This is a genomic window from Blastomonas fulva (assembly GCF_003431825.1).
GTDB classification, from domain to species: domain Bacteria; phylum Pseudomonadota; class Alphaproteobacteria; order Sphingomonadales; family Sphingomonadaceae; genus Blastomonas; species Blastomonas fulva.
Genome location: NZ_CP020083.1, coordinates 60,339 through 81,582, shown reverse-complemented (window position 1 = coordinate 81,582; position 21,244 = coordinate 60,339). Strand labels below are relative to the sequence as shown.

Here is a 21,244-nt window from a genome sequence, read left to right as displayed (position 1 = left end):
AAAGCTGTGCCAATTAGCACTATCGCCCCGGGCAATTTACGCTAGAGTTTGCGCAGAATCGCAGGCGAATCAGGAGAGTTCGCTGCCATTCGGGCCGGGTCGCGCAGTTCGCAGCAATACCTTGAAAAGGGGGCACCCATGGCCGTATCCGATCACGTAGACTTGCCGACCTTCATGGAAGGCGTGAAGAAGCGCAATCCGCACCAGCCCGAATTTGTCCAGGCGGTGCAGGAAGTCGCCGAAGACATTTTCGACTTCATGGCCGACAAGGTCCAGTATCACGAGCAGCAGATCCTGCGCCGTATCGCCGAGCCCGACCGCGTCATTTCGTTCCGCGTCTGCTGGGAGGATGACAACGGCAATATCCGCGTCCAGCGCGGCTGGCGCGTGCAGAACAACAACGCCATCGGTCCGTACAAGGGCGGCATCCGTTTCCACCCCTCGGTGACCGAATCGGTGCTGAAGTTCCTCGCATTCGAACAGACCTTCAAGAACGCACTGACCGGCCTGCCGATGGGCGGCGGCAAGGGCGGATCGAACTTCAACCCCAAGGGCAAGAGCGTGCGCGAGATCATGCGCTTCTGCCAGAGCTTCATGACCGAACTGTACCGCCATATCGGTGCCGACGTTGACGTGCCCGCAGGCGACATCGGCGTGGGCGGGCGTGAAATCGGCTATATGTTCGGCCAGTACAAGCGCATCACCAACCAGTTTACCGGCGTGCTCACCGGCAAGGGTCTGGAATGGGGCGGCTCACTGATCCGCACCGAGGCGACCGGCTATGGCGCGGTCTATTTCCTCTCCAACATGCTGGCGCACAAGGGCGATGGCCTCACCGGCAAAACCGCGGTGATCTCCGGATCGGGCAACGTTGCCACCCATGCGGCGGAAAAGATCGTCCAGATGGGCGGCAAGGTGCTGACCCTGTCGGATTCGGGCGGGTTCATCCACGATCCCGATGGCATCACCCAGGACAAGATCAACTGGGTGAAGGAGCACAAGACCCATCGCCGCGGCCGCATCGAGGAATATGTCGAAGCCTTCAAGGGCGCGACCTTCCATGCCGGCAAGACCCCGTGGGGTGTTCCCTGCGATGTCGCATTGCCCTGCGCCACGCAGAACGAGCTGCTCGGCGATGATGCGCGCATGCTGGTCAAGAACGGCTGCATCGCGGTGTCCGAAGGCGCCAACATGCCCACCGATCTCGATGGCGTGCACGTGTTCAAGGATGCCAAGATCCTCTACGCGCCGGGCAAGGCCTCGAACGCCGGCGGCGTTGCGGTCTCGGGGCTCGAAATGAGCCAGAACTCCGAGCGCCGCGCATGGAAGGAAGACGAGTTGCAGCAGATGCTCAAGGACATCATGATGGGCATCCACAACAGCTGCCTGACCTATGGCGACAACGGCAAGGGCTATGTCGATTACGTGAAGGGCGCGAACATCGCAGGCTTCAAGAAGGTGGCCGATGCGATGCTCGCCTTTGGCGTAGTCTGACGCGATGACAGGCGCGGCGAGCAGGACGAACTGCTCGCCGCAAGCCTCTTGCGCCGCGCGCGCGTCCTGCTAACGGGCGCTGCGATGTCCCGGCTCTCCAGAAAGATCAAAGCGAGCCGGGAGCTGATCGATATCGGCTGGTCCGAGTGCGTCGACCTGCCCGATCTGGGCCTGAGCCGGATCAAGGCGAAGATCGACACCGGCGCAGCTACCTCCTCCATCCACGCGACGCGGGTCAACCCCTTGATGATCGATGGCCAGCTGGTCGTCGAATTCTGGTTCCGCGCGCACCGCGGCGAGCCTGCGCGCAAGTTTCGCGCGCCCGGAGTCGAGCAGCGCCGGGTCAAGAGCTCGAATGGCGCGATCGAACTGCGCTATGTCATAGAAACGACGATGATCCTTGGTAGCGTGCGCTGGAAAGGGCACATGACCTTGGCCAATCGCAACACCATGAGCTTTCCGCTGTTGATCGGCCGCCGCGCGCTGCGGCGCGGTTTCCGTGTCGATTGCGCTCGCAAGTGGGTTCTCGGCCAGCCCGAGGAATCCGACCGATGATCCCTTTTCCCCAAAGGACCTCCCCATGAAAATCGCCATGCTGGCGCGCAATCCCAATCTCTATTCGCACCGCCGCCTGTGCGAGGCGGCCCGGACGCGCGGGCACGAGATCGACATCCTCAACACTCTGCGGGTGACGATGAACATCACCTCGCACCGCCCCGGCGCGCAATATCATGGCGAGCCGGTGGCGCGTTACGACGCGGTGATTCCGCGGATCGGCGCCTCGATCACGCAATATGGCCTTGCCGTGCTGCGCCAGTTCGAGATGATGGGCGTGTGGTCGCTCAACGAGAGCGTCGCGATCGGGCGCTCGCGCGACAAGCTGCGCTCGATGCAGATCTTCGCCAAGCATGGCCTCGGCCTGCCGGTCACCGCCTTTGCGCACGACCCCAAGCAGACCGACGAGGTGCTCAAGATCGTCGGCGGCGCGCCTGTCGTGATCAAGCTGCTCGAGGGGACGCAAGGCATCGGCGTTGTGCTGGGCGAAACCGAAAAGTCAGCCAAGTCGGTGATCGAGGCGTTCCGCGGCGCCAACGTCAACATCCTGGTGCAGGAGTTCATCAAGGAGGCCGATGGCAGCGACATCCGCATCTTCGTGATCGGCGGCAAGGTTGTGGCCTCGATGATGCGGACTGGCGCCAAGGGCGATTTCCGCTCCAACCTGCACCGTGGCGGCACCGCCAAGGCGATCAAGATCACGCCGGAGGAACGCTCGACCGCGGTGCGCGCGGCGCGCGTCATGGGGCTGAACGTGGCGGGCGTGGACATCCTGCGCTCCAATCACGGCCCGGTGATCATGGAGGTCAACAGCTCGCCTGGGCTCGAAGGGATCGAACATGCCACTGGCAAGGACATTGCCGGGATGATCATCGATTTCATCGAGGGCAACTGCAAGGCGGGCGCGACCAAGACCAAGGGCAAGGGCTGAGGCCCGCCCGGGCATCCGGGTCAGCCCAGCATCCGCGCGCCCAGCAGCATCAGCAGCTTCACATCCATGCCGCAGCCCTGCGCGCGCTTGTCGGCGACGAAGCGCTCGAGCTCGGGGAGCGGCACGACATGGACGGTGATGTTCTCGCCCTCCACACCGCCGCCTGCGTGCACCTGCACCAGATCATGCGCGCGCATCAGGTGGAAGGCCTCGCTGACCATTCCGGGGGAGGAGTAGAACTCGCCGAGATTTTCCATGCGGCCTGCACGGAAGCCGGTTTCCTCTTCCAGCTCGCGCGCTGCCGCCAGTTCGGGGGCTTCGCCGCTTTCATGATCGCCGATCAGCCCGGCGGGAAGTTCGATGCAGCTGCGGCCCAGCGGCACGCGATACTGCTCGACCAGCACCACCGCGCCTTCGTGCACCGCCAGGATCACCGCAGCGCTGATGCCGCGGCTGCGCGAGACATATTCCCATCTTCCGCGTGTCTTGGCGGTGATGAACCGTCCCTGCCAGACGATTTCCTCGGTTTCGGTCATCAGGTTTTCCAGCACAGGTTAGGCCTCGTCATTCCCGCGAACGCGGGAATCCCGCTTTTGCGCTGACGGAGAGCAGAAGCGGGACCCCCGCCTGCGCGGGGGCCACGATTGAGAGGTGCGAGCAATGCTGCATAACCTTCAAAGCTCGATCAGCCGATCGGGCAGCTCGTTGGGATTGTCGCCCGTCTTGGGGAAATGCTCGGCCAGCACCTTGCCGACATCGCGCACAGCCGCTGCCATGCCTTCGCCCGCGCGGCCTGCCTTGAGCTCGACGATCATGTCCGCCATCGCCTCGCCCCAGACATCGGGTGAGACCTTGGCGGCGATCGCGCTGTCGGCAACGATCTCGGCGCGGTGCTCGGCCATCGAGAGGTAGATCAGCACCCCGGTGAGCCCGACCGTGCGCTTTTCGGCGCTGACCTTGAACAGGTTGATCGCCCGCGCGCGCACCCGCATCTGCTTGACCGCAGCCGGGGTCAGCGCAAGCCGCAGCGGTTTCCACCCCAGGATCAGCCGCACCGCGGCGAACTTGATCCCCAGCAGCAGCATGATGATGGTGAGGTATTCGCCGGGGGTGTAGACATGCTCCCAGCCGCCGGTGAAGGTCGACAGCAGCTGTTCGAACCATTCGGGGAACACCGCGATGCACGCAAGCGCGAGGAACATCGCGGCAACCGCCCAGTAGATCGGCGTTTCGCGATAGTCGTCGGATTGCCCAGCGATCACCGTGACGATCTCGCCATTGGTGTGCTGTTCGGCCTCGGCGACCGCAGCGGTGACGATGCAATGTTCGTCGGGGGTGATGGTTTCAACCTTTGCCATGCTGTCTCACCATCCGCCCGAAGAGCCGCCGCCGCCGAAGCTGCCGCCGCCTCCACCAAATCCGCCCCCACCGAAGCCTCCGCCTCCGCCACCCCAGGAAGAGCCCGAAGAGCCGCCCCAGGTGGTGATCCCGCCGACGCCCGCGCCACGATAGCGCGAACCCTTGCCCTTGCTGCTCAGCGCGGGAATGATGAAGAAGAACAGGATGATCAGCCCCCAGAAGATGAACAGACCGATGCCGCCGCCGTCATCGCTCGACCGGGCCTCTTCCTCCACCTTGGAGGCAAAGGCGCGCGCTTCCTCGTCGGGCAGGGTCAGCTGGGTGATGATTGCATCGGCGCCCGCCGCGATGCCGCCGGGAAAATCCTTGTCGCGAAAGCGCGGCAGAATGTCCTGCTGGATGATGACGCTCGACAGCGCATCGGTGAGCACGCCTTCGAGGCCATAGCCAACCTCGATCCGCACCTTGCGTTCGTTGGGCGCGACGATGAGCAGCGTGCCGTTGTCTTTTTCTGCCGAACCTTTTTCGGCTTGCCCGATGCCCCATTCGCGGCCGAGCTGATAGCCGTATTCCTCGATCTCATAGCCCTGCAGATCGGGGAGCGTTGCAACCACCAGCTGGCGGCTGGACTGCTTCTCCAGCGCCTCCAGCTTGGCGGTCAGCGCCGCTTCCTGTGCGGGATCGAGCAGATTGGCGGCATCGACCACGCGACCGGTGAGCTTGGGGAAAGTCTGGGCGAGGACGGTCTGGCCCGGCGCCGCTGCGATCAGCAGCAGCGCCAGCGCCAGACATTGCCTCAACCATGATTTCCAGCCCCCGGTTGGGGCGGGTGTTGTGGTCACGATCCGAAATCGACCTTGGGAGCCTCGTTGGCGCCTTCGGTCGTCGCCTTGAACGGCACCATCGGCTTGGCACCATGGATCAGGTTGGCGCCGATCGAATCGGGGAATGTGCGGATGGTGGTGTTGTACTGCCGCACCGCCTCGTTGTAATCGCGCCGGGCGACCGTGATGCGGTTCTCGGTGCCTTCGAGCTGGCTCATCAGCGTGGTGTAATTCTGCTGGCTCTTGAGGTCGGGATAGGCTTCCACCACGGTGCGCAGCTGGCCCAGCGCCTGGGTCAGCTGGTTCTGCGCCTGGCTGAACTTCTCGAAGGTGGCGGGGTCGGAAAGGTCATCGGTGGTGACGTTGATCGAGGTCGCGCGCGCGCGGGCCTCGGTCACCTGGGTCAGGATCTTCTCTTCGGAGGCCGCACCGGCCTTCACCGTGGAAACCAGATTGGGCACCAGATCGGCGCGCCGCTGATACTGGTTCTCCACATCGCCCCATTTTGCCTTGGCGTTTTCCTCGGCGGTGGGAACGGAGTTGATGCCGCAAGCGGACAGCGCCAGAACAGCCAGCGGCAGCAGGGCATAACGGGTGATACGCATAGTCAGAATTTCCCTCCGGTTGATAACGCGCGACCGTTATATCGTATTAATACGGCAACTCTGCAAGACCATGTTTTACATGTTACGCCTGCAAAGCGCTCGACTTCTCCACGTCGCTCACGATTATAGGGCGTTATCGTGACAGCAAAAGGGGAAACACGTGTTCGCAGAGTTCAAGGCGTTTATCATGCGCGGCAATGTGCTCGATCTGGCGGTGGCCGTGATCATCGGCGCAGCGTTTGCCACCATCACCACATCGCTGACCGAGGACCTGATCATGCCGGTGGTCGGCGCGATCTTCGGCGGCGCGGATTTCTCCAGCTATTTCGTCATGCTGGGCCCGGTGCCTGAGGGTTATACAGGATCGCTAAACGACTATGCCGCGCTCAAAAAGGCCGGGGTTCCGCTGCTCGGCTATGGCCAGTTCATCACCGTGGTGATCAACTTCCTGATCCTGGCGTTCATCATCTTCCTGATCGTGCGTCAGGCCAACAAGCTGATGCCCAAGGAAGAAGCGCCCGCCGCGCCCGCAGGCCCGAGCGAGACCGAACTGCTCGCCGAAATCCGCGATCTGCTGAAGAAGTGAGCCTACTCTCTCCCCTCCCGCATGCGGGAGGGGAGAGGAGGAAGATAAGGATTTTCCCCACACTCACTTCCCATTCATCAATCCATCGCTATATACATCCCTGCCGGTTCGTCCGGCTATGACGATAAACTGCGGCGTGCAATAGGCACAGCGGACCCGGGGGCGGTACCCGGCGGCTCCACCATGAACCCTGCGCAGGCAGGGCTTTTGACGGGGCCGAACTAGGATCGACGTGTGTTGAAAGACGTTGTTTTCGTCCGGGCTGAGTAACCCGTTAAAGGCTCAAACACGATAAGTGCCAATGACAATGACGCACTCGCCCTCGCTGCATAATTCAGCGGCCTAACGGCCAAGAGTTATCTAGCAAGAGCGCGGTTGAACCCACCGGGCAACAGAAGCGGAGTTCAGCGGTTTGGAGAGCACCGGGCAACAGAAGCTCTCCACCTTACCCATCATTTCGGAGTGTCACTCGGGGCCATAGGCCTTCTGGTACTCGATCGCGTCGAGCATCTTGGCGCCGGCCATGAACACCGCGCCGGTGCAGGCGACGAACAGCAGCCAGCCGCCATATCCGGGATACTGATCGAGATAGAGCTTGCCGCGTTCGCAGGCCCCCAGCGCCAGTGCGTAGGTGATCAGATACACCTCGAACTTGGTCTTGATCAGGAACAGGCGCCGGATTTTCTCGAACATGGGACTTCTCTCCGCAAGCCTCGTGCCAAGGGCTGATTTCTGCGGACCCTTATGGTGAAGATCGGGTTAATGTGTAAAGCCTGCCGACAGGTCAGCCAAGCTCGCCCAGATCCAGCGCATCGATCAGCGCCGCGCGCGCGGCACGCACCGTCTCGGCCAGGGCCGGGTCGGCAAGGTCAGCCGGGGCGATCCGTTCGGGCCAGTGGCTGACGATGACCCGCTCGACGGTGTCGAGCCTGTCTGCAGTAGCCATAAAGCGCGGGTCGACCGTGGCGGGATCCGCGACCACGCGCAAGCGCAGGCAAGCCGGGCCGCCGCCATTGGCCATCGACTGGCGGACATTGACCGGGATCAGCTGGCGGATTGGGCCATTGCCCGCGACCATCGCCTCGAGCCACTGCCACACCGCGGTCACCTCCTGCGATTCGCTGGGCAGCACCAGCGCGTGACCGCCTTGCGGAAGGCTGACCAGCTGTGCGTTGAACAGATAGCTCTTGATCGCATCGGCAAGCGACACTGCGCTGGCGGGAACCTCGACGATCTGCACCGCCGGGAAGGCTGCGCGGATTTCGGCATAGGCCTCAGTCCGATTCTCGAACGCCTGTTCGTGGGTGAACAGCACGGTCTCGTTGGCGACGGCGACGACATCGTTGTGGAAGGCGCCTGCCGCGATCGCGGTCTCGCTCTGCTGGAGGAACAGCGTGGCGTCGGCCGCAAGCCCGTGCCTCCGCGCGATCGCCTTGCCCGCCTCGATATGCTGACGCGCGGGGAAGGGGCCGCCTGCCTTGCCATAGACGAAAATCTCGACGCCGGCGCCATCATGGCCGTTGCACAGCCGCATGTGATTGGCCGCGCCTTCATCGCCAAACGGGGCAGGCACAGGGCCATGCACCGCAAAGTGCCGCGTGTCGGCAAAGGCGAGCTGCAGCTGCGCCAGCGTTCCCGTCCACTCATGGCTGCGGTGCGGCATGGTGACGAGGTTGGCGACCGTCAGATGGCAGCGGCCATCTGCGGAATCCGGGGCAGGGGAGACGGTCGCGGCGTTGGCCGCCCACATCGACGAGGCGGAAAAGGCCGCGGCGCGCATGTGCGGCTCGGCGCTGGCGATATCGCAGCCCAGGCTTGCGAGCCAGCCGGTATTGGGCCGGTCGAGCGGCAGGAAGAAGCCCTGCGCCAGCCCTAGCGCGATATTGGCGCGCATCTTTGCCACGCCCTGCAACGCCGCCGCGCGCGGCTCGCTGACCGCGCCCGCGTTGCTCGCCGAGGCAATGTTACCCAGGCTCAGCCCTGCGTAATTGTGGCTGGGTCCAATGATTCCGTCGAAGTTGATTTCGGTCAGCATTGCCTTTTTCCAGAAAAGTCTTCTCCCTTGATGGGAGAAGGATACGAAGCCTTGCCAGCTTGCTGGCTAGGCGAAGTTGGATGAGGGTGAAGGGGGCGAAATGTTGTTCTGTCTGCGCATCATTGTCACCCAGCTCCGACTAATTCGCTGCGCTCATAAGTCTGCGCAACCCTCTCCCATTGAGAGAGGGGAAAATCACCGCTCGATCCACCTGATCGCGTCACCCGCACCCACTCCCAGCAGGCCAGCAGCCTCGGCATCAAGCGCCACGGTGTCGCCCCGATCCGCGACATGGCCATAAGCGCAGCGGAAGTCCGCCAGCCTGCCTGTCGCCACCAATGCGAGCGCTCCGTCGTCGGCGGTTCCGCCCAACACCGCATCGCGCGATTTGCGGATCGAATGCACCTGGTCGGTGCGCGCGGTCATCGTCGGGCCGCCGTCGAAGATGTCGACGTAATTCTCATAGGCAAAACCTTCATTCTCCAGCATTCGCATCGCCGCGCGGCCGCTGACATTGGGACGGCCGAGCACATGGCGCGCGGCATCCGAGAGCATCGCGACATAGACCGGGTGCTTGGGCATCAGATCGGCGATGAACTGGTTGCCGCGCAGCGCATTGAAGGTGTCGGCCTCGTCGAAGCTCATCCCGAAAAAGCGCCCGGCAATGCTGTCCCAGAACGGCGAATCCCCCGCCTCGTCGATTACCCCGCGCAGTTCGGCCAGGATGCGGTCGGTAAAGCGCGCGCGGTGCATGGCGATGAACAGATAGCGGCTGCGCGCCAGCAAAAGCCCCAGCCCGCCCGCGCGCTCGCCGGGGTGGAGGAACAGTCCGCCGACTTCACACGATCCCTCAAGATCGGTCACCAGGCTCAGGATTTCGGCGCGGAATGTCTGTTCGAGCTCGGCGCTGTGCTGTGTCAGGGTGCTCAGGCGATAGGAATAGAACGGCCATTTTTGCCCCACCCGGGTGAGCAACTGGCAGGTGCCGCGAATCTCGCGGGTCCGCGTGTTTTCCAGCACCAGCACGAACAGTTCGTCCTCGACGCTGTCCTCGGTGCGCGCAAAGGCCTCGGTCGAACGCTCGATCTTGGATTGCAGCGACTTGCGGTCGGCGGGCAGGTTGGTGAAGCCGCCTCCTGTCAGCTTCGCCATCTCGTAGATCGGTTGCAGATCTTCGGGCCTCGCCGCCCGGATGACAAAGCTCATAAACCCCTCTTTTCGGCCAGGCGCAATATGGTGAGCGCCGACAGCCGCGCGCGTTCGGCAAGGCTTTCGGTGATCAGGAATTCGTCGGCGCTGTGGATCGCGCCCCCGCGCACGCCCATGGTATCGACCACCGGCACCCCGCACGCGGCGATGTTGTTGCCATCGCACACCCCGCCGGTGCCGCGCCAGCCGATCTCAAGGCCCAAAGCCTCGCCGCAGTCCTTGACCAGCCCGAACAGCTTTTGGGCACCCGGATCGATTGGCTTGGGTGGGCGACCGAAGCTGCCATGCACATGCACCGAAACTTCGTGCTCGCGGCCGATGGCATCAGCGATCTGGCGCAGCGCTGCATCGGCATGGGCCTGCATTTCAAGGCTTTGCGGGCGGAAGTTGACCCGCAATATCGCATGATCAGGTACGACATTGTTGGCGCTGCCGCCGTCGATCCTGGCGGGGTTGACCGACAATCCGTCGCGGGTCAGCGCCTTCAGCCGCACCGCCATGTCGGCGGCAGCGACCAGCGCATTGCGCCCGTCCTGTGGGTTGCGGCCGGCGTGCGCCGAACGGCCGGTGACGATGACCGAGAAATTGCCCGATCCGCCGCGTTCGCCCGCCAGCGTGCCGTCGGGCAGCGCGGGCTCATAGGTCAGCGCGGCCAGTTTGCCCGCCGCCAGTTCGGCGATCAGCGCCGCGGATGCGCCCGAACCCACCTCCTCGTCGGAGTTGATCATCACGTCATAACCGATGGTGGCGGCAAGCGGCGATGTCTCGACCGCGCGAAGGCCTGCCAGCATCACCGCGATCCCGCCCTTCATGTCGGCGACGCCTGGACCATTGAGCACCCCGGGCTCGAGCCATGTCAGGCTCTGGAAGCCGCTGTCGACGGGAAATACGGTATCCATGTGCCCGGTGAGCAGCAGCCGCAGCGGCGCTTGCGGCCGCACCTGCACCACCAGATGCTGGCCACGCTGGATCGTGTCGATGCTACCATCGGCGCGCACCGCATCGACCGGCGCGGGATCGATCAGCCGCACGTCACCGGGAAGCGCCGAAAACGCGTCCGCCAGCAGCTGCGCGGTCTGGGCGAGGCCTGCAAGATTGCCGGTCCCGCTGTTGATCGCGGCCCATCGCTCGACCTGGCTCAACATCGCGGTCTGGTCGATGGTTTCAAGGCAGGCGCGCTCGGATCCGGTCAGTCTGGCAGGGCTGGTCGTCATCCGCCATGCCATAGCCCGGTTGGTCGCATCCTACCACCCGTAGCGGGCAAAAGCGGATTTACTTTGACGCCTTGCGTTGCCATAGGCTGTGCGCCATTCCTCCCCCGGAAATTACCTTGCATCTCCTCTGGCGCGCCGCGCCTAGGGGACCGTCACAAGCAAAGAGGACCGGGAATGAGCGACTATATCCAGAGCAACGGCATCAGCATCGATTCTGCGCTGCACGGCTTCATCACCGATTCGGTGCTGGCCCCGCTGGCGCTCGACGCAGACCGCTTCTGGGCGGATTTCGCCGCGCTGCTCGACCGGTTCGTTCCCGTCAACCGGGCGCTGCTCGACAAGCGCGAGGACCTTCAGGCCAAGATCGACGACTGGCACCGTGCGCGCAAGGGCCAACCGCTCAACGCCATGGAATACCGCACCTTCCTGTACGACATCGGCTATCTGGTGACCGAGCCGCAGCCGTTCGCCATCGGCACCAATAATGTCGATCCGGAAATCGCCACGATGGCTGGCCCGCAGCTGGTCGTGCCCTCGCTCAACGACCGTTTCGTGCTCAACGCCGCCAATGCGCGCTGGGGCAGCCTGTATGACGCCTATTACGGCACCGACGCGCTGGACGCGGCCCCGGCGCAGCCTGGTGGCTATGACGCGGTGCGAGGCGCCGCGGTGGTCAAGGCGGCCAAGGCGTTCCTCGATGAAGCCGTGCCGCTCGCAGACGGCAGCTGGGTGGAATTTGCCGGCGGCACGCCGGTGCTCGCCGATCCTGCACAGCTGGTCGGCACGAATGGCGCCAACCTGCTGCTGCGCCATAACGGTTTGCATATCGAAATCGTGATCGATCCCGCCAGCCCGATCGGCAAGGACGACAAGGCGGGGATCGCCGATGTGCTGCTCGAAGCTGCGCTGACGACGATTGTCGACATGGAAGATTCGGTCGCCGCGGTCGATGCCGAGGACAAGATCACCGCCTACACCAACTGGCTGGGCCTGATGCGTGGCGATTTGGAGGCAAGCTTTCCCAAGGGCGGCAAGACGCTGACCCGCGCGCTCGAACCGGACCGCAGCTATGTCGCGCCCGATGGCACCGCCTTCACCCTGCCGGGGCGCAGCGTGCTGTTCGTGCGCAATGTCGGCCATCTGATGACCAACCCGGCGGTGCTGCTCGCCGATGGATCCGAAGCGCCCGAGGGCATCCTTGACGCGGTGTTCACCAGCGCGATCGGCTGTCACGACCTCAAGGGGCTGGGCCGCTATTCGAACAGCCGCGCCGGATCGATCTACATCGTCAAGCCCAAGATGCACGGGCCCGAAGAGTGCGGCTTCACCAACGATCTTTTCGATGCGGTCGAGGACATCCTGGGCCTCGCGCGCTACACCATCAAGGTCGGCGTGATGGACGAGGAACGGCGGACATCGGCCAATCTGGCTGCGTGCATCCATTCTGTGCGCAACCGCATCGTGTTCATCAACACCGGCTTCCTCGATCGCACCGGTGACGAGATCCACACCTCGATGCAGGCAGGCGCGATGGTCCGCAAGGGCGACATGAAGACCTCGGACTGGATCAAGTCTTACGAGGCGCGCAATGTCGGCATCGGGCTTAAATGCGGGCTCGATGGCAAGGCGCAGATCGGCAAGGGGATGTGGGCTGCGCCCGACATGATGGCCGACATGATGGAACAGAAGATCGGTCACCCGCTGACCGGCGCGAACACCGCCTGGGTGCCGTCGCCCACCGCCGCAACGCTGCACGCGATGCACTATCACAAGGTCGATGTCTTCGCACGCCGCGCCGAGATCGCTGCCCAACCGGTGCCAACGCTCGAGCCGCTGCTCAGCATCCCGCTTGCCGCGGGGCAGAACTGGTCGCCTGACGACATCCGCGCCGAGTTGGACAACAACGCGCAAGGTATTCTGGGCTATGTCGTGCGCTGGGTCGATCAGGGCATCGGATGCTCGAAGGTCCCCGACATCCACGATGTCGGTCTGATGGAGGACCGCGCGACGCTGCGCATCTCGAGCCAGGCGCTCGCCAACTGGCTGTTGCACGGCGTGTGCACCGCTGAGGAAGTCGATGCAGCATTGCTGCGGATGGCGGCCAAGGTCGATGCGCAGAATGCGGGCGATCCGCTGTACCGCGCGATGGCGAGCGACCCCGAAGGCTCGCTCGCCTTTCAGGCAGCGCGCGATCTGGTGTTCAAGGGTGTCGAGCAGCCGAGCGGCTACACCGAGCCCTTGCTGCACGCCTATCGCCAGAGGGTGAAGGCGGGCTAGGCCTTACGCATACTCCGTCGTCATTCCCGCGAACTTGGGAATCCCGCTTTCCGCCATCGTCGGCGGAGAAGCGGGACCCCCGCGTGCGCGGGGGTGACGGGAGAGTGGTGTTATTCTTCTACCGCATCAAGATGCGCGCGGATCGCCTCCAGGCTTTCGTCGAGATGGCTGAGCATGAACAGATGCCCGCCATCGTCGATGATCTTGAGTTCGGCATTGGGGATCAGCGTCTTGAGAATGTGGCCGTTGGCGACCGGAACGATCTGGTCGTCGCCGCCCATCAGGATCAGCGTCGGCTTGCCGAGGAACGGCAGGAACGGCGCGCTGGTCCAGCCGATCATCGCAAGCAGCTGGTAGAAATAGCCCGTCTTGGACGGCGGGGTGATGCGGCCGGTGTGACCCGTCGCGCCTTCGGTCGATCCGCCATACAGCGTCGCGAAATGCTTCTCCATATAGCTGGGGTCGATATAGCGACGCGGATCGGCCATCTTGCTGAGCGCTGAGATGTTGCCCGGGATCATGAACATGCCCGCGGTGGTCGCGGCCAGCACCAGCCGGTTGACGCTGCCCGAATGCTGGAGCGCAAAGTGCTGCGCCATCGCGCCGCCCCAGCTCACCCCCATCACATCGACGCTCTCGATCCCGAACCGGTCAAGCAGCAGCCAGGCGATGCGCGACATCAGAAAGGCGTTGTACGGCACCTTGGGATCGGGCGATCCGCCAACACCGGGCATGTCGAAGGTGATGAACGGGCGTTCCTCCATCATCTCGGCGAACGGGGCGACCGCTTCCATGTTCGCGCCGATGCCGTTGAAGAACAGCAGGGGCGGCTTGGTCAGCCCCTCGTCAAAGCGCCAGCGCGCAACGCGCAGCGTGCGCCCGTCGGCCACTTCCATGGTGATCTCGGGGCCGTTGGAGGCGGTGGGCTTGGGTTTGCTGGCCAAAGGAAATTCCTGTCGGTTGATATATGCACGTTCAAACCCTCCCCATAACGAGGAGGGTTTGCAATGTCCTACTCCAATACATACAGACCCGGCGCAGGTTCCAGCGCGGGGTGTTTCTTGCTGCCGGTGCTGGCGGGCGCGGCGACCTTCTCGCCCGAGCGCGCCTGCACCCATTCCATCCAGTAAGGCCACCAGCTGCCCTTGACCTCTTCGGCCTTGGACAGCCAGTCGTCGACATCCGCCGGGGTCTTGCCTGCCTTGGTGGGCGTGTTGCCCTTCATGCGGAAATACTTGGCCTTGGGGTTGGTCGGCGGGTTGAGGATCGCCTGCATATGCCCCGATTGCGAGAGGATGAAGTCGACATTCTTCGATCCGAACAACTGGGTCGAGCGATAGCACGCGCGCCACGGGGTGATGTGATCGGTCACCCCGCCCAGGATGAACAGGTCGTTGGTCACCTTCGACAGGTCGATCTTGTGGTCGACCATCTCGACCTCGCCCTTGCGGGTGAAGGCGAGCGTTTCGAAGATGGTAAGAAAGTCTCCCATCAGGCTGGCCGACAGGTTGGTGGCATCCGCATTCCAGAACAAGACGTCGAACGCGGGCGGATCCTCGCCCATAAGATAGTTGTTGATGACATAGTTCCAGATCAGGTCGTTGGGGCGCAGCCAGGCAAAGCCGCGCGACAGGTCGCTGCCCTTGATGACGCCCTGCTTGGCCGCGCGCTGCTTGGCGAGCGCAAGGCCGTTGTCGCTCATCAGCGATCCTGCCTCGATATCGGTCTGCTTGGGGTGCAGCACGCACACCATCAAGGTCACCGCGCCGATGCGATCGTCGCCCGAGGCCTTGAGCTTGGAAAGCAGCATCGCCAGCGTCTGCCCGCCCGAGCACCCGCCCGAGACGTTCACCTTCTTCGATCCGGTCACCTCGCACACCACGTCGATCGCGCGGGTGCACGCGGCGATGTAATCCGCCATCGCCCAGTGGCCGTGCTCCTTTTGCGGGTTGCGCCACGAGATGACGAAGGTCTGGATGCCGTTGTCGACCTGCCACTTCACCACCGATTTCTCTGGCGACAGATCGTTGATGTACATCTTGTTGATCTGCGGCGGGATGGTCAGCTGCGGGATCGCATAGACCTCGTCGGTCGAGGGCGCATAATGCACCAGCTCCATGATCTCGTCGCGATAGACGACGTTGCCCTTGGAGGTCGCGACATTCTCGCCGATCGTGAACGGCTTCTTGTCGACCTGGCTGACCATGCCGTCGTTGTAGACCATGTCGTTATAGGCGTTCTTCAGCCCCTTGAGCAGCGACAGCCCGCCGGAATCCACGATGCGCTTCTGCGCCATCGGGTTGCCGATCAGCGTGTTGGTCGGCGCCAGCGCATCGATGATGATCGCCGAGATGAAGTTGGCGCGATCGCGTTCGAGCGCATCGAGCTCGAGCTCGTCGATCCAGGTCTTCATGCCCTTCTGCACCGCGAGATAATATTGCGCGCCCGCCTTGTAGAACGGGTTGAACCGCCAGGCCGGGTCCATGAAGCGCTTGTCCTTGGGGTCCGGCGACAGCTCCGACTGGCCCATCATGATCTTGACGACATCTTCCGAAAACGACTGGGCATGCCGCATCGTGCGCGCCGGATCGCTCGCGGTCTCGCGCAGCAGCAGCCCGATCGCGCCGATGAAATCCTCGCGTGCCAGCCCCATCAATGGCCCCAGCGCGGTGGTGTGCTGCGCTGCCTCTTCGACCAGGTTCGGGGTGTCGTCTGCCATAAGCTCTCTCTCTCCACAGTGGCTTGCCGCCCCGTTCATGCAGGGTCGGTCCGGACTGCATCGTATAGAGAGCATGCGGCCTGCACAATGGCCGCTGAAAGCCCGGATGCCGGTGTCAGATCAGCGCGTCGATCTGGGTCGCAAGGTCGATATCGCGCTGCGAAAGCCCGCCTGCATCGTGCGTGGTGAGCAGGATTTCCACCCGGCTGTAGACGTTCGACCATTCGGGGTGGTGATCGGCCTTTTCGGCGAGGATCGCAACGCGTGTCATGAAGCCGAAGGCTTCGACGAAATCGGTGAACTTGAACGTGCGGGTGATGCCATCGCGCACGGGTTCGGGCGTCCATTCGGGAAGCGCGGCCAGCGCGGTGGTACGCTCGACATCGGTAAGTTTGGTGACCATCGCATGTGTCTCCTCTTGGCAGCGGGCGGCAATTGCGCCTATCTGCGGTGCAGATGGCGCAAGAAGCTGCACAAACCAAGGACTTTGACGCGGACGCAGCGCTGGAATGCACCGGGCTTGCCTGTGTGCGCGGCGGCCGGATGCTGTTTCGCGGCGTCTCGTTCGCGCTGAAGGCAGGCGAGGCGCTGCATGTCACCGGCCCCAATGGCCTGGGCAAGTCCAGCCTGATCCGCGTGCTGGCCGGGCTGCTGCCTGCCTATGCCGGTACGCTCGACGTGACCGGGCGGATGGCGCTGGCCGATGAACGCGTTGCTCTCGATCAGGGTCAGCCGCTGGCCCGCGCGCTCGCACATTGGGCGCAGCTCGACGGCACCGATACCGGAGACATTGCGCGCGCCCTATTGGCAGTGGACCTCGCCCACCTTGCCGATGTGCCGGTGCGCTTCCTTTCGACCGGGCAGCGCAAGCGTGCGCTGCTCGCACGTATTGAGCTTTCGCGCGCTCCCCTCTGGCTGCTCGACGAGCCCGCCAACGGCCTCGACACCGCGTCGATCGAACGGCTGGGTACGCTGATGGCGGCGCACCGCGCGGGCGGCGGGATCGTGCTCGCTGCCTCGCACCAGCCGCTGCCGCTGGCAGGCGCGCAGACGCTGCCGCTGGCCGAATTCGTTCCCGCGATCGTGCCGGAAGAGCCCGCATGATCGGCGCATTGGGCACGCTGATCCGGCGCGAGCTGATGCTGGCCTTCGGGCTGGGCGGCGGCACGCGCGGATCGGCGGGGTTCATCATGCCGATCATCTTCTTCCTCGCGGTGGCGACGATCTATCCGTTCGCGGTGGGGCCCGATGCGCAATTGCTGGGGCGCACCGGGGGCGGGGTGATCTGGGTCGCGGCGCTGCTCGCCAGCATCCTGCCGATCGACCGGCTGGTGCAGGCCGATATGGACCAGGGGATGATCGATCAATATGTCGTGCGCGGGTTGTCCGAAGAGCTGATTGCGCTCGCCAAGACCATCGGCCACTGGCTGAGCTTCGGCCCGCCGCTGATGCTCGCGGCGGTGATTTCGGCCGGGTTGCTGGGCCAGACATCCGAGCAATTGCTGACCATCGAGATCGGGCTGGCCTGCGCGACACCTGCGCTTGCCGCGCTCGGCGTGATGATCGCCGCGCTCACCGCAGGGCTTCGCCATGGCGCGGCACTGGGCGGGCTGCTGCTGCTTCCGCTCGCGGTGCCTCTGCTGATTTTCGGGGCGGGAAGCCTGGCGCCCGGTAGCCAGAACGGGCTGCTGCTGCTCGCGGCGGCCAGCCTGCTGCTCACCGTGATCTGCCCGATTGCTGCGGGTGCCGCGATCCGCGCGGGCCGCGAGTAAATTACCGGCACGCGCTCCAGCCCATCGCGCCGCGATTGGCGAGGTCGAAATGGAAATGGTCGGCATGCGCGGCGTTGTAGTCGGGCGAGAGCGTGGTCGAGAACAGCTCGCACGCCCCATCACGCACGCGCTTGAGGAACAGCGCCTTGTCATCCCCGCCGAACCAGTCGTTCAGCACCGAGATGCGCCTCCCGTCCTCGAGCACGAAGCCGCTGACGTCGAGCGCGTCGGCTGTCGAGTGCTCGCTCCACGCGCCCTCGCTGCGCCCATACATGCGGCGGCACGAATAGCTGCCGAAGGTCTCGATCCGGCTGACCCTGCTGCCCAAGATTTCCTGCGCCTGGGGCTGCACCACCTGTGCCTGCCAGATCAGCAGGCCGATCGCCATCGGGCACGACGGCGCGACCGAGGCGGGGGCGAGCGGCAGCAACGGCTGGCCGGATGAGGCGCGCACCGCGTCTTCCACCCGGCACTGGTCCGCGCCAAACGGTTCCGACGGGGTGAAATCGAGCCCCGAGCCCTCAAGCAGCGCGAGGCACTGGTCGCGATCGTCGGTCAGTGCCACGATCTTGCGCCCGGTGGACATGCCGATGGGTTCGCTTAGCGACAACGGCGTCCACGGCATGTCCTCGCGGCCCGGCTTCAGCCAGGCAAACAGGACAAGCAGGGCGAACGCCACAATCGCGAACCAGATCAGACGCCGGGCCAGACCGATGATGTTGGGAATGCGCATATGGCGCAGCTTACGCAGGCATGCGGCATAAGGATGCAGCGCGATTACCTGCAGCGTAATTGTTCGTGTGCATGTCCGCGGCGTAACCGGGGGCAATAGAAACCCAATGGGAGACTTGAGACATGAACGGCAAATGGCAGGCACAGATGCAGCTCTGGTGCGGCGCGGTGATGGTCTTCGGGCTGGTGCTGATGAGCGGCGCGTTCGAAGCCACGGGGCAGATGGCCAACATCCTGTTCGATATTCTCGATGGCCCGGGACCAGTGACCTGGGATCCGGCGCTGCGCTTCAGCCTGGCGCTAATGGGCGCAGTGACCCTGGGCTGGGGCGCGACCGTGCTCGCGGTGGTGCGCGGCACCGGCGACATGCCCGCCGCGCAGGCACTGGCGCTGTGGCGCGGGATCACCGCCGCCTTGCTGTTATGGTATGTCGTCGACAGCGCACTCTCGGTCGCGACCGGTTTCTGGCGCAACGCTCTGTCGAACACGGTGCTGATTGGCTGGTACCTGCTGCTGATGCGGCGGAACACAGCCACAAGGGCTGTGTCCGCCGCGTCTTCATGATCTAGAATCGGGTGCCGACTTCGAGCCCGAAGATGCGCGGCTCGTTGACATAAGCGGTGAGGTTGTTGAAATCGATACCGCCGGTGGCCGAGGTGTTGTTGGTGATGTTGCGAACGAACGCTGCGACATCGAGCCGTCCGTTGCTGGTCCGATAGCCGAACCGCAGACCACCTTCGATCAGGCTGTCATCGCTGAATTCGACCGAATCGTAGAGGAAGAACTGGATGCGCGAACGATAATACCAGTCTGTGAACGCGTAGACCTCACCAGTGCCGACAGGGATGGCATAGCCTGCGGTCCAGTTGAGCGACCATTTCGGCGACTGCGGCAGGCGGTTGCCGTTGATGGAGAAGATGCCCGGACGTCCGGCAATGGCGGGGTCGAGCACGGTGCAGGGCGAACCGCAGCCGGCCACGCCGAGGCCCGGCGACTTGATCTCATTTTCGTTGAAACCGACGCCGATGCTGAGATCCAGCCCGTCGGCAGGCCGCGCCGCAAGGTCGGCTTCGAAGCCAAAGCCTTCGACGTCATCGGCGTTGAGCAAAGAGGTGACATTGCCACCGCCGCCAACCGCCGTCAGCTGGAGGTCTTCGGTGTTGTAGTAATAGCCGGTCAGGTTGAAGCGCGCGAGGCCATCGAACAGCACGGTCTTGATGCCGGCTTCATACGACATCGTCCGTTCGCTGTCGGCGACCGAAAGTGAGCGGCCAAACGCGAGACGTCCCTGGATCGAGGGCGCGCGATAGCCCCGCGCTGCGCGAGCGAACACGTTGACCGCATCGCTGACGGCATAGATGGCGGCAAGGTCCCAGGTTACCAGATCGGCATCGACCGCGGTGGTCAAGGTCGGCACCGGGCCGCCAAAGCCCAGGAAACCGGGACGGGTGTCGATCGGTCTTGCGGCTGCGAATTTGCGTTCGTCGTTGTTGTAGCGCGCACCCGCCTGCAGCGTCAGCCCATTGTCGAACTTGTAGTTCAGCGAAGCGAACACCCCGAAGGAGTCTGTGACCTGGCGCTGCACCGCAACGGCTGCCGCGACGGTATCGGCAGGCGCGCCGTAATCGAGGGTGGTGATGTCGAGCTTTTCGTTGAAGAAGAAGCCACCGACCTGATAGCCCAACCCGGTTTCGTTGTTCGAAGCGAGCCGGATTTCCTGCGTGAACTGGTCGAGGCTCGGTACATCGTCGCGAGTCTGGGCGGAAAACGGAATGAAGCCCGGTCCCTGGCTGGGCGCGAAGGCGTTGCCGAAGCCGCCATCGATGTCGCCGCGGCTCTTGAGGTTGCCGTTCCAGTAAGAGGTCACCGAGGTCAGCGTGACGGGTCCGAAGTCATAATTGACGGTCAGTCCGGCATTATAGGTGTTGAGCTCCTGGAAATTCAGGCCGTCGGAGCGAATCTCGTCGCGGCGGAAATCGCTGCCGGCCCCGGCGATCCCATTGAGCTCGTTGCTGCCCTTCTGGAACACGTTGGCGCGAAACAGGATCGCCGAACCATCGAGAATGCGGACCTGACCGACAAGCCGCGCGGTGAGCGGGCCATCCTCATATTGCAGTTGCAGACGTCCGGCGAAATCGTCGTAACCGCCCAGATCGTTGCCTGGGCCATTGTCGACATTGTCGACCCAGTTGTCGCGGTGCTGGTAGAAGCCCGATGCGCGGACCGCAAAGCCGTTGCCGAGATCCAGGCCGAGGGCGCCTTCCAGCTGCAAGGTGTTGAACCGCGCGATGCTGGCTTTGGCATAGCCGCCGGTTTCGCCGGGCTTGACGGTGTCGAACTTGACGATGCCAGCGGGCGTGTTGCGACCAAACAGCGTACCCTGCGGTCCGCGCAGCACTTCGATCCGATCAAGATCGAAGATCGGGAAGCCCTTGAGAATGGGGTTTTCCAGCACCACGTCGTCATAGACCAGGCTGACCGGCTGCGACGCGTTGAGGTCGAAATCGGTGTTGCCAAGGCCCCGGATATAGAAGCGCGGGAAAGTGCGCCCGAACGAGCTTTCGATATTCAGGTTGGGGACCCGGCCTGCCAGCCCGCGAATGTCACCGCCTCCGGCCTGAACGGCGGCCAGCGCGTCGGCGCTGAGAGTCGAGATCGACAGCGGAACGTCGCGCTGATCTTCGGCGCGCTTTTGCGCGGTGACCACGATGACGCCGATGCCACGATCTTGGTCTTCAGCGACCTGCTCCTGCGCCATTGCAGGAGTTGCAAGACCAAGCCCGGACAGGGCAGCTGCCAGAGCAACAAGGGATGGCGACGAAAAGGCGGTAAAGCGCATCGATTGAACTCCAGCAGGTCCAGATGAAAATTGCCCTGGGACGACTCGATCAGAAGCGCCGCCCCCCGGCGCCTGAATGCGAAGCCGGGGTTG

The 21,244-nt window shown here is 63.8% G+C and carries 21 protein-coding genes and 1 other RNA gene; 9 read left to right on the top strand and 13 right to left on the bottom strand.

Going from position 1 to position 21,244, the window contains the following annotated elements; genetic code table 11:
* Window positions 1–138 precede the first annotated feature (138 nt).
* The 3 genes from gdhA to rimK all read left to right on the top strand — a co-directional run bounded on the left by gdhA (window position 139) and on the right by rimK (window position 2,980).
* Window positions 139–1,494, top strand: a complete 1,356-nt coding sequence (gene gdhA, locus B5J99_RS00335) for an NADP-specific glutamate dehydrogenase (RefSeq protein ID WP_054134256.1) — start codon at window positions 139–141, stop codon at window positions 1,492–1,494.
* 84 nt (window positions 1,495–1,578) lie between these two features.
* A complete protein-coding gene (locus B5J99_RS00330) occupies window positions 1,579–2,049 on the top strand; it encodes an ATP-dependent zinc protease family protein (RefSeq protein WP_054134257.1) in 471 nt (156 codons plus the stop codon).
* A gap of 25 nt (window positions 2,050–2,074) precedes the next feature.
* Window positions 2,075–2,980: a 30S ribosomal protein S6--L-glutamate ligase gene (rimK, locus tag B5J99_RS00325; protein ID WP_054134258.1), complete on the top strand. Its 906-nt coding sequence runs from the start codon at window positions 2,075–2,077 to the stop codon at window positions 2,978–2,980.
* Window positions 2,981–3,000: 20 nt separating this feature from the next.
* On the opposite strand, the gene B5J99_RS00320 is transcribed toward rimK, so the two are convergent.
* The 4 genes from B5J99_RS00320 to B5J99_RS00305 all read right to left on the bottom strand — a co-directional run bounded on the left by B5J99_RS00320 (window position 3,001) and on the right by B5J99_RS00305 (window position 5,768).
* Complete coding sequence (locus B5J99_RS00320; RefSeq protein WP_117353278.1) at window positions 3,001–3,516, bottom strand: NUDIX hydrolase; 516 nt, start codon at window positions 3,514–3,516, stop codon at window positions 3,001–3,003.
* A gap of 138 nt (window positions 3,517–3,654) precedes the next feature.
* Window positions 3,655–4,338: a TPM domain-containing protein gene (locus B5J99_RS00315; RefSeq protein ID WP_054134259.1), complete on the bottom strand. Its 684-nt coding sequence runs from the start codon at window positions 4,336–4,338 to the stop codon at window positions 3,655–3,657.
* Window positions 4,339–4,344: 6 nt separating this feature from the next.
* A complete protein-coding gene (locus B5J99_RS00310) occupies window positions 4,345–5,139 on the bottom strand; it encodes a TPM domain-containing protein (RefSeq protein WP_425456418.1) in 795 nt (264 codons plus the stop codon).
* A gap of 38 nt (window positions 5,140–5,177) precedes the next feature.
* Window positions 5,178–5,768 carry a LemA family protein gene (locus B5J99_RS00305; protein WP_054134260.1) on the bottom strand — a complete coding sequence of 197 codons (591 nt, stop codon included), beginning with the start codon at window positions 5,766–5,768 and terminating at the stop codon, window positions 5,178–5,180.
* 160 nt (window positions 5,769–5,928) lie between these two features.
* On the opposite strand from B5J99_RS00305, the gene mscL reads away from it, so the two are divergent.
* Together mscL and ssrA are read left to right on the top strand one after the other, a co-directional pair.
* Complete coding sequence (mscL, locus tag B5J99_RS00300) at window positions 5,929–6,354, top strand: large conductance mechanosensitive channel protein MscL (RefSeq protein WP_054134261.1); 426 nt, start codon at window positions 5,929–5,931, stop codon at window positions 6,352–6,354.
* A gap of 63 nt (window positions 6,355–6,417) precedes the next feature.
* Window positions 6,418–6,761, top strand: a transfer-messenger RNA (tmRNA) gene (ssrA, locus tag B5J99_RS00295).
* A 58-nt stretch (window positions 6,762–6,819) separates the two neighbouring features.
* On the opposite strand, the gene B5J99_RS00290 is transcribed toward ssrA, so the two are convergent.
* From B5J99_RS00290 to B5J99_RS00275, 4 genes are all read right to left on the bottom strand, one after another.
* Window positions 6,820–7,047: a hypothetical protein gene (locus B5J99_RS00290; RefSeq protein ID WP_054134262.1), complete on the bottom strand. Its 228-nt coding sequence runs from the start codon at window positions 7,045–7,047 to the stop codon at window positions 6,820–6,822.
* Window positions 7,048–7,138: 91 nt separating this feature from the next.
* Window positions 7,139–8,389: an N-succinylarginine dihydrolase gene (locus B5J99_RS00285; RefSeq protein WP_117351101.1), complete on the bottom strand. Its 1,251-nt coding sequence runs from the start codon at window positions 8,387–8,389 to the stop codon at window positions 7,139–7,141.
* A gap of 195 nt (window positions 8,390–8,584) precedes the next feature.
* Complete coding sequence (locus B5J99_RS00280) at window positions 8,585–9,595, bottom strand: arginine N-succinyltransferase (protein WP_117351100.1); 1,011 nt, start codon at window positions 9,593–9,595, stop codon at window positions 8,585–8,587.
* Window positions 9,592–10,812 (bottom strand): hydrolase, encoded by a 1,221-nt coding sequence (locus B5J99_RS00275; RefSeq protein WP_117353276.1) that lies wholly within the window; start codon window positions 10,810–10,812, stop codon window positions 9,592–9,594. The genes B5J99_RS00280 and B5J99_RS00275 overlap by 4 nt, the downstream gene beginning before the upstream one ends.
* A gap of 174 nt (window positions 10,813–10,986) precedes the next feature.
* Here B5J99_RS00275 and B5J99_RS00270 point away from each other — a divergent pair, with 174 nt between their 5' ends.
* On the top strand, window positions 10,987–13,089 hold the full coding sequence (locus B5J99_RS00270; protein ID WP_117351099.1) for a malate synthase G: 2,103 nt from the start codon (window positions 10,987–10,989) through the stop codon (window positions 13,087–13,089).
* A gap of 110 nt (window positions 13,090–13,199) precedes the next feature.
* On the opposite strand, the gene B5J99_RS00265 is transcribed toward B5J99_RS00270, so the two are convergent.
* From B5J99_RS00265 to B5J99_RS00255, 3 genes are all read right to left on the bottom strand, one after another.
* Complete coding sequence (locus B5J99_RS00265) at window positions 13,200–14,033, bottom strand: alpha/beta fold hydrolase (RefSeq protein WP_117351098.1); 834 nt, start codon at window positions 14,031–14,033, stop codon at window positions 13,200–13,202.
* Between the two features lie 68 nt (window positions 14,034–14,101).
* A complete protein-coding gene (locus tag B5J99_RS00260; RefSeq protein ID WP_069050542.1) occupies window positions 14,102–15,808 on the bottom strand; it encodes a PHA/PHB synthase family protein in 1,707 nt (568 codons plus the stop codon).
* A gap of 115 nt (window positions 15,809–15,923) precedes the next feature.
* A complete protein-coding gene (locus tag B5J99_RS00255; protein WP_069050541.1) occupies window positions 15,924–16,211 on the bottom strand; it encodes a 4a-hydroxytetrahydrobiopterin dehydratase in 288 nt (95 codons plus the stop codon).
* Window positions 16,212–16,264: 53 nt separating this feature from the next.
* On the opposite strand from B5J99_RS00255, the gene ccmA reads away from it, so the two are divergent.
* Together ccmA and B5J99_RS00245 are read left to right on the top strand one after the other, a co-directional pair.
* Window positions 16,265–16,912, top strand: a complete 648-nt coding sequence (ccmA, locus tag B5J99_RS00250) for a heme ABC exporter ATP-binding protein CcmA (RefSeq protein WP_117351097.1) — start codon at window positions 16,265–16,267, stop codon at window positions 16,910–16,912.
* Window positions 16,909–17,580 carry a heme exporter protein CcmB gene (locus tag B5J99_RS00245; RefSeq protein ID WP_054134268.1) on the top strand — a complete coding sequence of 224 codons (672 nt, stop codon included), beginning with the start codon at window positions 16,909–16,911 and terminating at the stop codon, window positions 17,578–17,580. Before ccmA ends, B5J99_RS00245 begins: the two co-directional genes overlap by 4 nt.
* A 1-nt stretch (window position 17,581) precedes the next feature.
* Here the strand turns inward: B5J99_RS00245 and B5J99_RS00240 are convergent, their stop codons facing one another.
* The gene (locus tag B5J99_RS00240; RefSeq protein WP_117351096.1) at window positions 17,582–18,313 is read right to left on the bottom strand and encodes an extensin-like domain-containing protein; all 732 of its coding nucleotides are present in this window, start codon (window positions 18,311–18,313) and stop codon (window positions 17,582–17,584) included.
* A gap of 122 nt (window positions 18,314–18,435) precedes the next feature.
* Here B5J99_RS00240 and B5J99_RS00235 point away from each other — a divergent pair, with 122 nt between their 5' ends.
* Window positions 18,436–18,876 (top strand): hypothetical protein, encoded by a 441-nt coding sequence (locus B5J99_RS00235; RefSeq protein ID WP_117351095.1) that lies wholly within the window; start codon window positions 18,436–18,438, stop codon window positions 18,874–18,876.
* Window position 18,877: 1 nt separating this feature from the next.
* Here B5J99_RS00235 and B5J99_RS00230 read toward each other — a convergent pair whose 3' ends face one another.
* Window positions 18,878–21,151, bottom strand: coding sequence for a TonB-dependent receptor (locus tag B5J99_RS00230; RefSeq protein WP_117351094.1), 2,274 nt, complete (start codon window positions 21,149–21,151; stop codon window positions 18,878–18,880).
* Window positions 21,152–21,244 lie beyond the last annotated feature (93 nt).

Bases quoted from the DNA above. Each gene is read 5' to 3' on its own strand.
- rimK (WP_054134258.1), top strand. From the start codon at position 2,075: ATGAAAATCGCCATGCTGGCGCGCAATCCCAATCTCTATTCGCACCGC.
- B5J99_RS00255 (WP_069050541.1), bottom strand. From the start codon at position 16,211: ATGGTCACCAAACTTACCGATGTCGAGCGTACCACCGCGCTGGCCGCG.
- B5J99_RS00330 (WP_054134257.1), top strand. From the start codon at position 1,579: ATGTCCCGGCTCTCCAGAAAGATCAAAGCGAGCCGGGAGCTGATCGAT.
- B5J99_RS00315 (WP_054134259.1), bottom strand. From the start codon at position 4,338: ATGGCAAAGGTTGAAACCATCACCCCCGACGAACATTGCATCGTCACC.
- ccmA (WP_117351097.1), top strand. From the start codon at position 16,265: ATGGCGCAAGAAGCTGCACAAACCAAGGACTTTGACGCGGACGCAGCG.
- B5J99_RS00260 (WP_069050542.1), bottom strand. From the start codon at position 15,808: ATGGCAGACGACACCCCGAACCTGGTCGAAGAGGCAGCGCAGCACACC.
- B5J99_RS00290 (WP_054134262.1), bottom strand. From the start codon at position 7,047: ATGTTCGAGAAAATCCGGCGCCTGTTCCTGATCAAGACCAAGTTCGAG.
- B5J99_RS00320 (WP_117353278.1), bottom strand. From the start codon at position 3,516: ATGACCGAAACCGAGGAAATCGTCTGGCAGGGACGGTTCATCACCGCC.
- B5J99_RS00245 (WP_054134268.1), top strand. From the start codon at position 16,909: ATGATCGGCGCATTGGGCACGCTGATCCGGCGCGAGCTGATGCTGGCC.
- B5J99_RS00305 (WP_054134260.1), bottom strand. From the start codon at position 5,768: ATGCGTATCACCCGTTATGCCCTGCTGCCGCTGGCTGTTCTGGCGCTG.
- B5J99_RS00230 (WP_117351094.1), bottom strand. From the start codon at position 21,151: ATGCGCTTTACCGCCTTTTCGTCGCCATCCCTTGTTGCTCTGGCAGCT.
- B5J99_RS00280 (WP_117351100.1), bottom strand. From the start codon at position 9,595: ATGAGCTTTGTCATCCGGGCGGCGAGGCCCGAAGATCTGCAACCGATC.
- B5J99_RS00285 (WP_117351101.1), bottom strand. From the start codon at position 8,389: ATGCTGACCGAAATCAACTTCGACGGAATCATTGGACCCAGCCACAAT.
- B5J99_RS00270 (WP_117351099.1), top strand. From the start codon at position 10,987: ATGAGCGACTATATCCAGAGCAACGGCATCAGCATCGATTCTGCGCTG.
- B5J99_RS00240 (WP_117351096.1), bottom strand. From the start codon at position 18,313: ATGCGCATTCCCAACATCATCGGTCTGGCCCGGCGTCTGATCTGGTTC.
- B5J99_RS00235 (WP_117351095.1), top strand. From the start codon at position 18,436: ATGAACGGCAAATGGCAGGCACAGATGCAGCTCTGGTGCGGCGCGGTG.
- gdhA (WP_054134256.1), top strand. From the start codon at position 139: ATGGCCGTATCCGATCACGTAGACTTGCCGACCTTCATGGAAGGCGTG.
- B5J99_RS00275 (WP_117353276.1), bottom strand. From the start codon at position 10,812: ATGACGACCAGCCCTGCCAGACTGACCGGATCCGAGCGCGCCTGCCTT.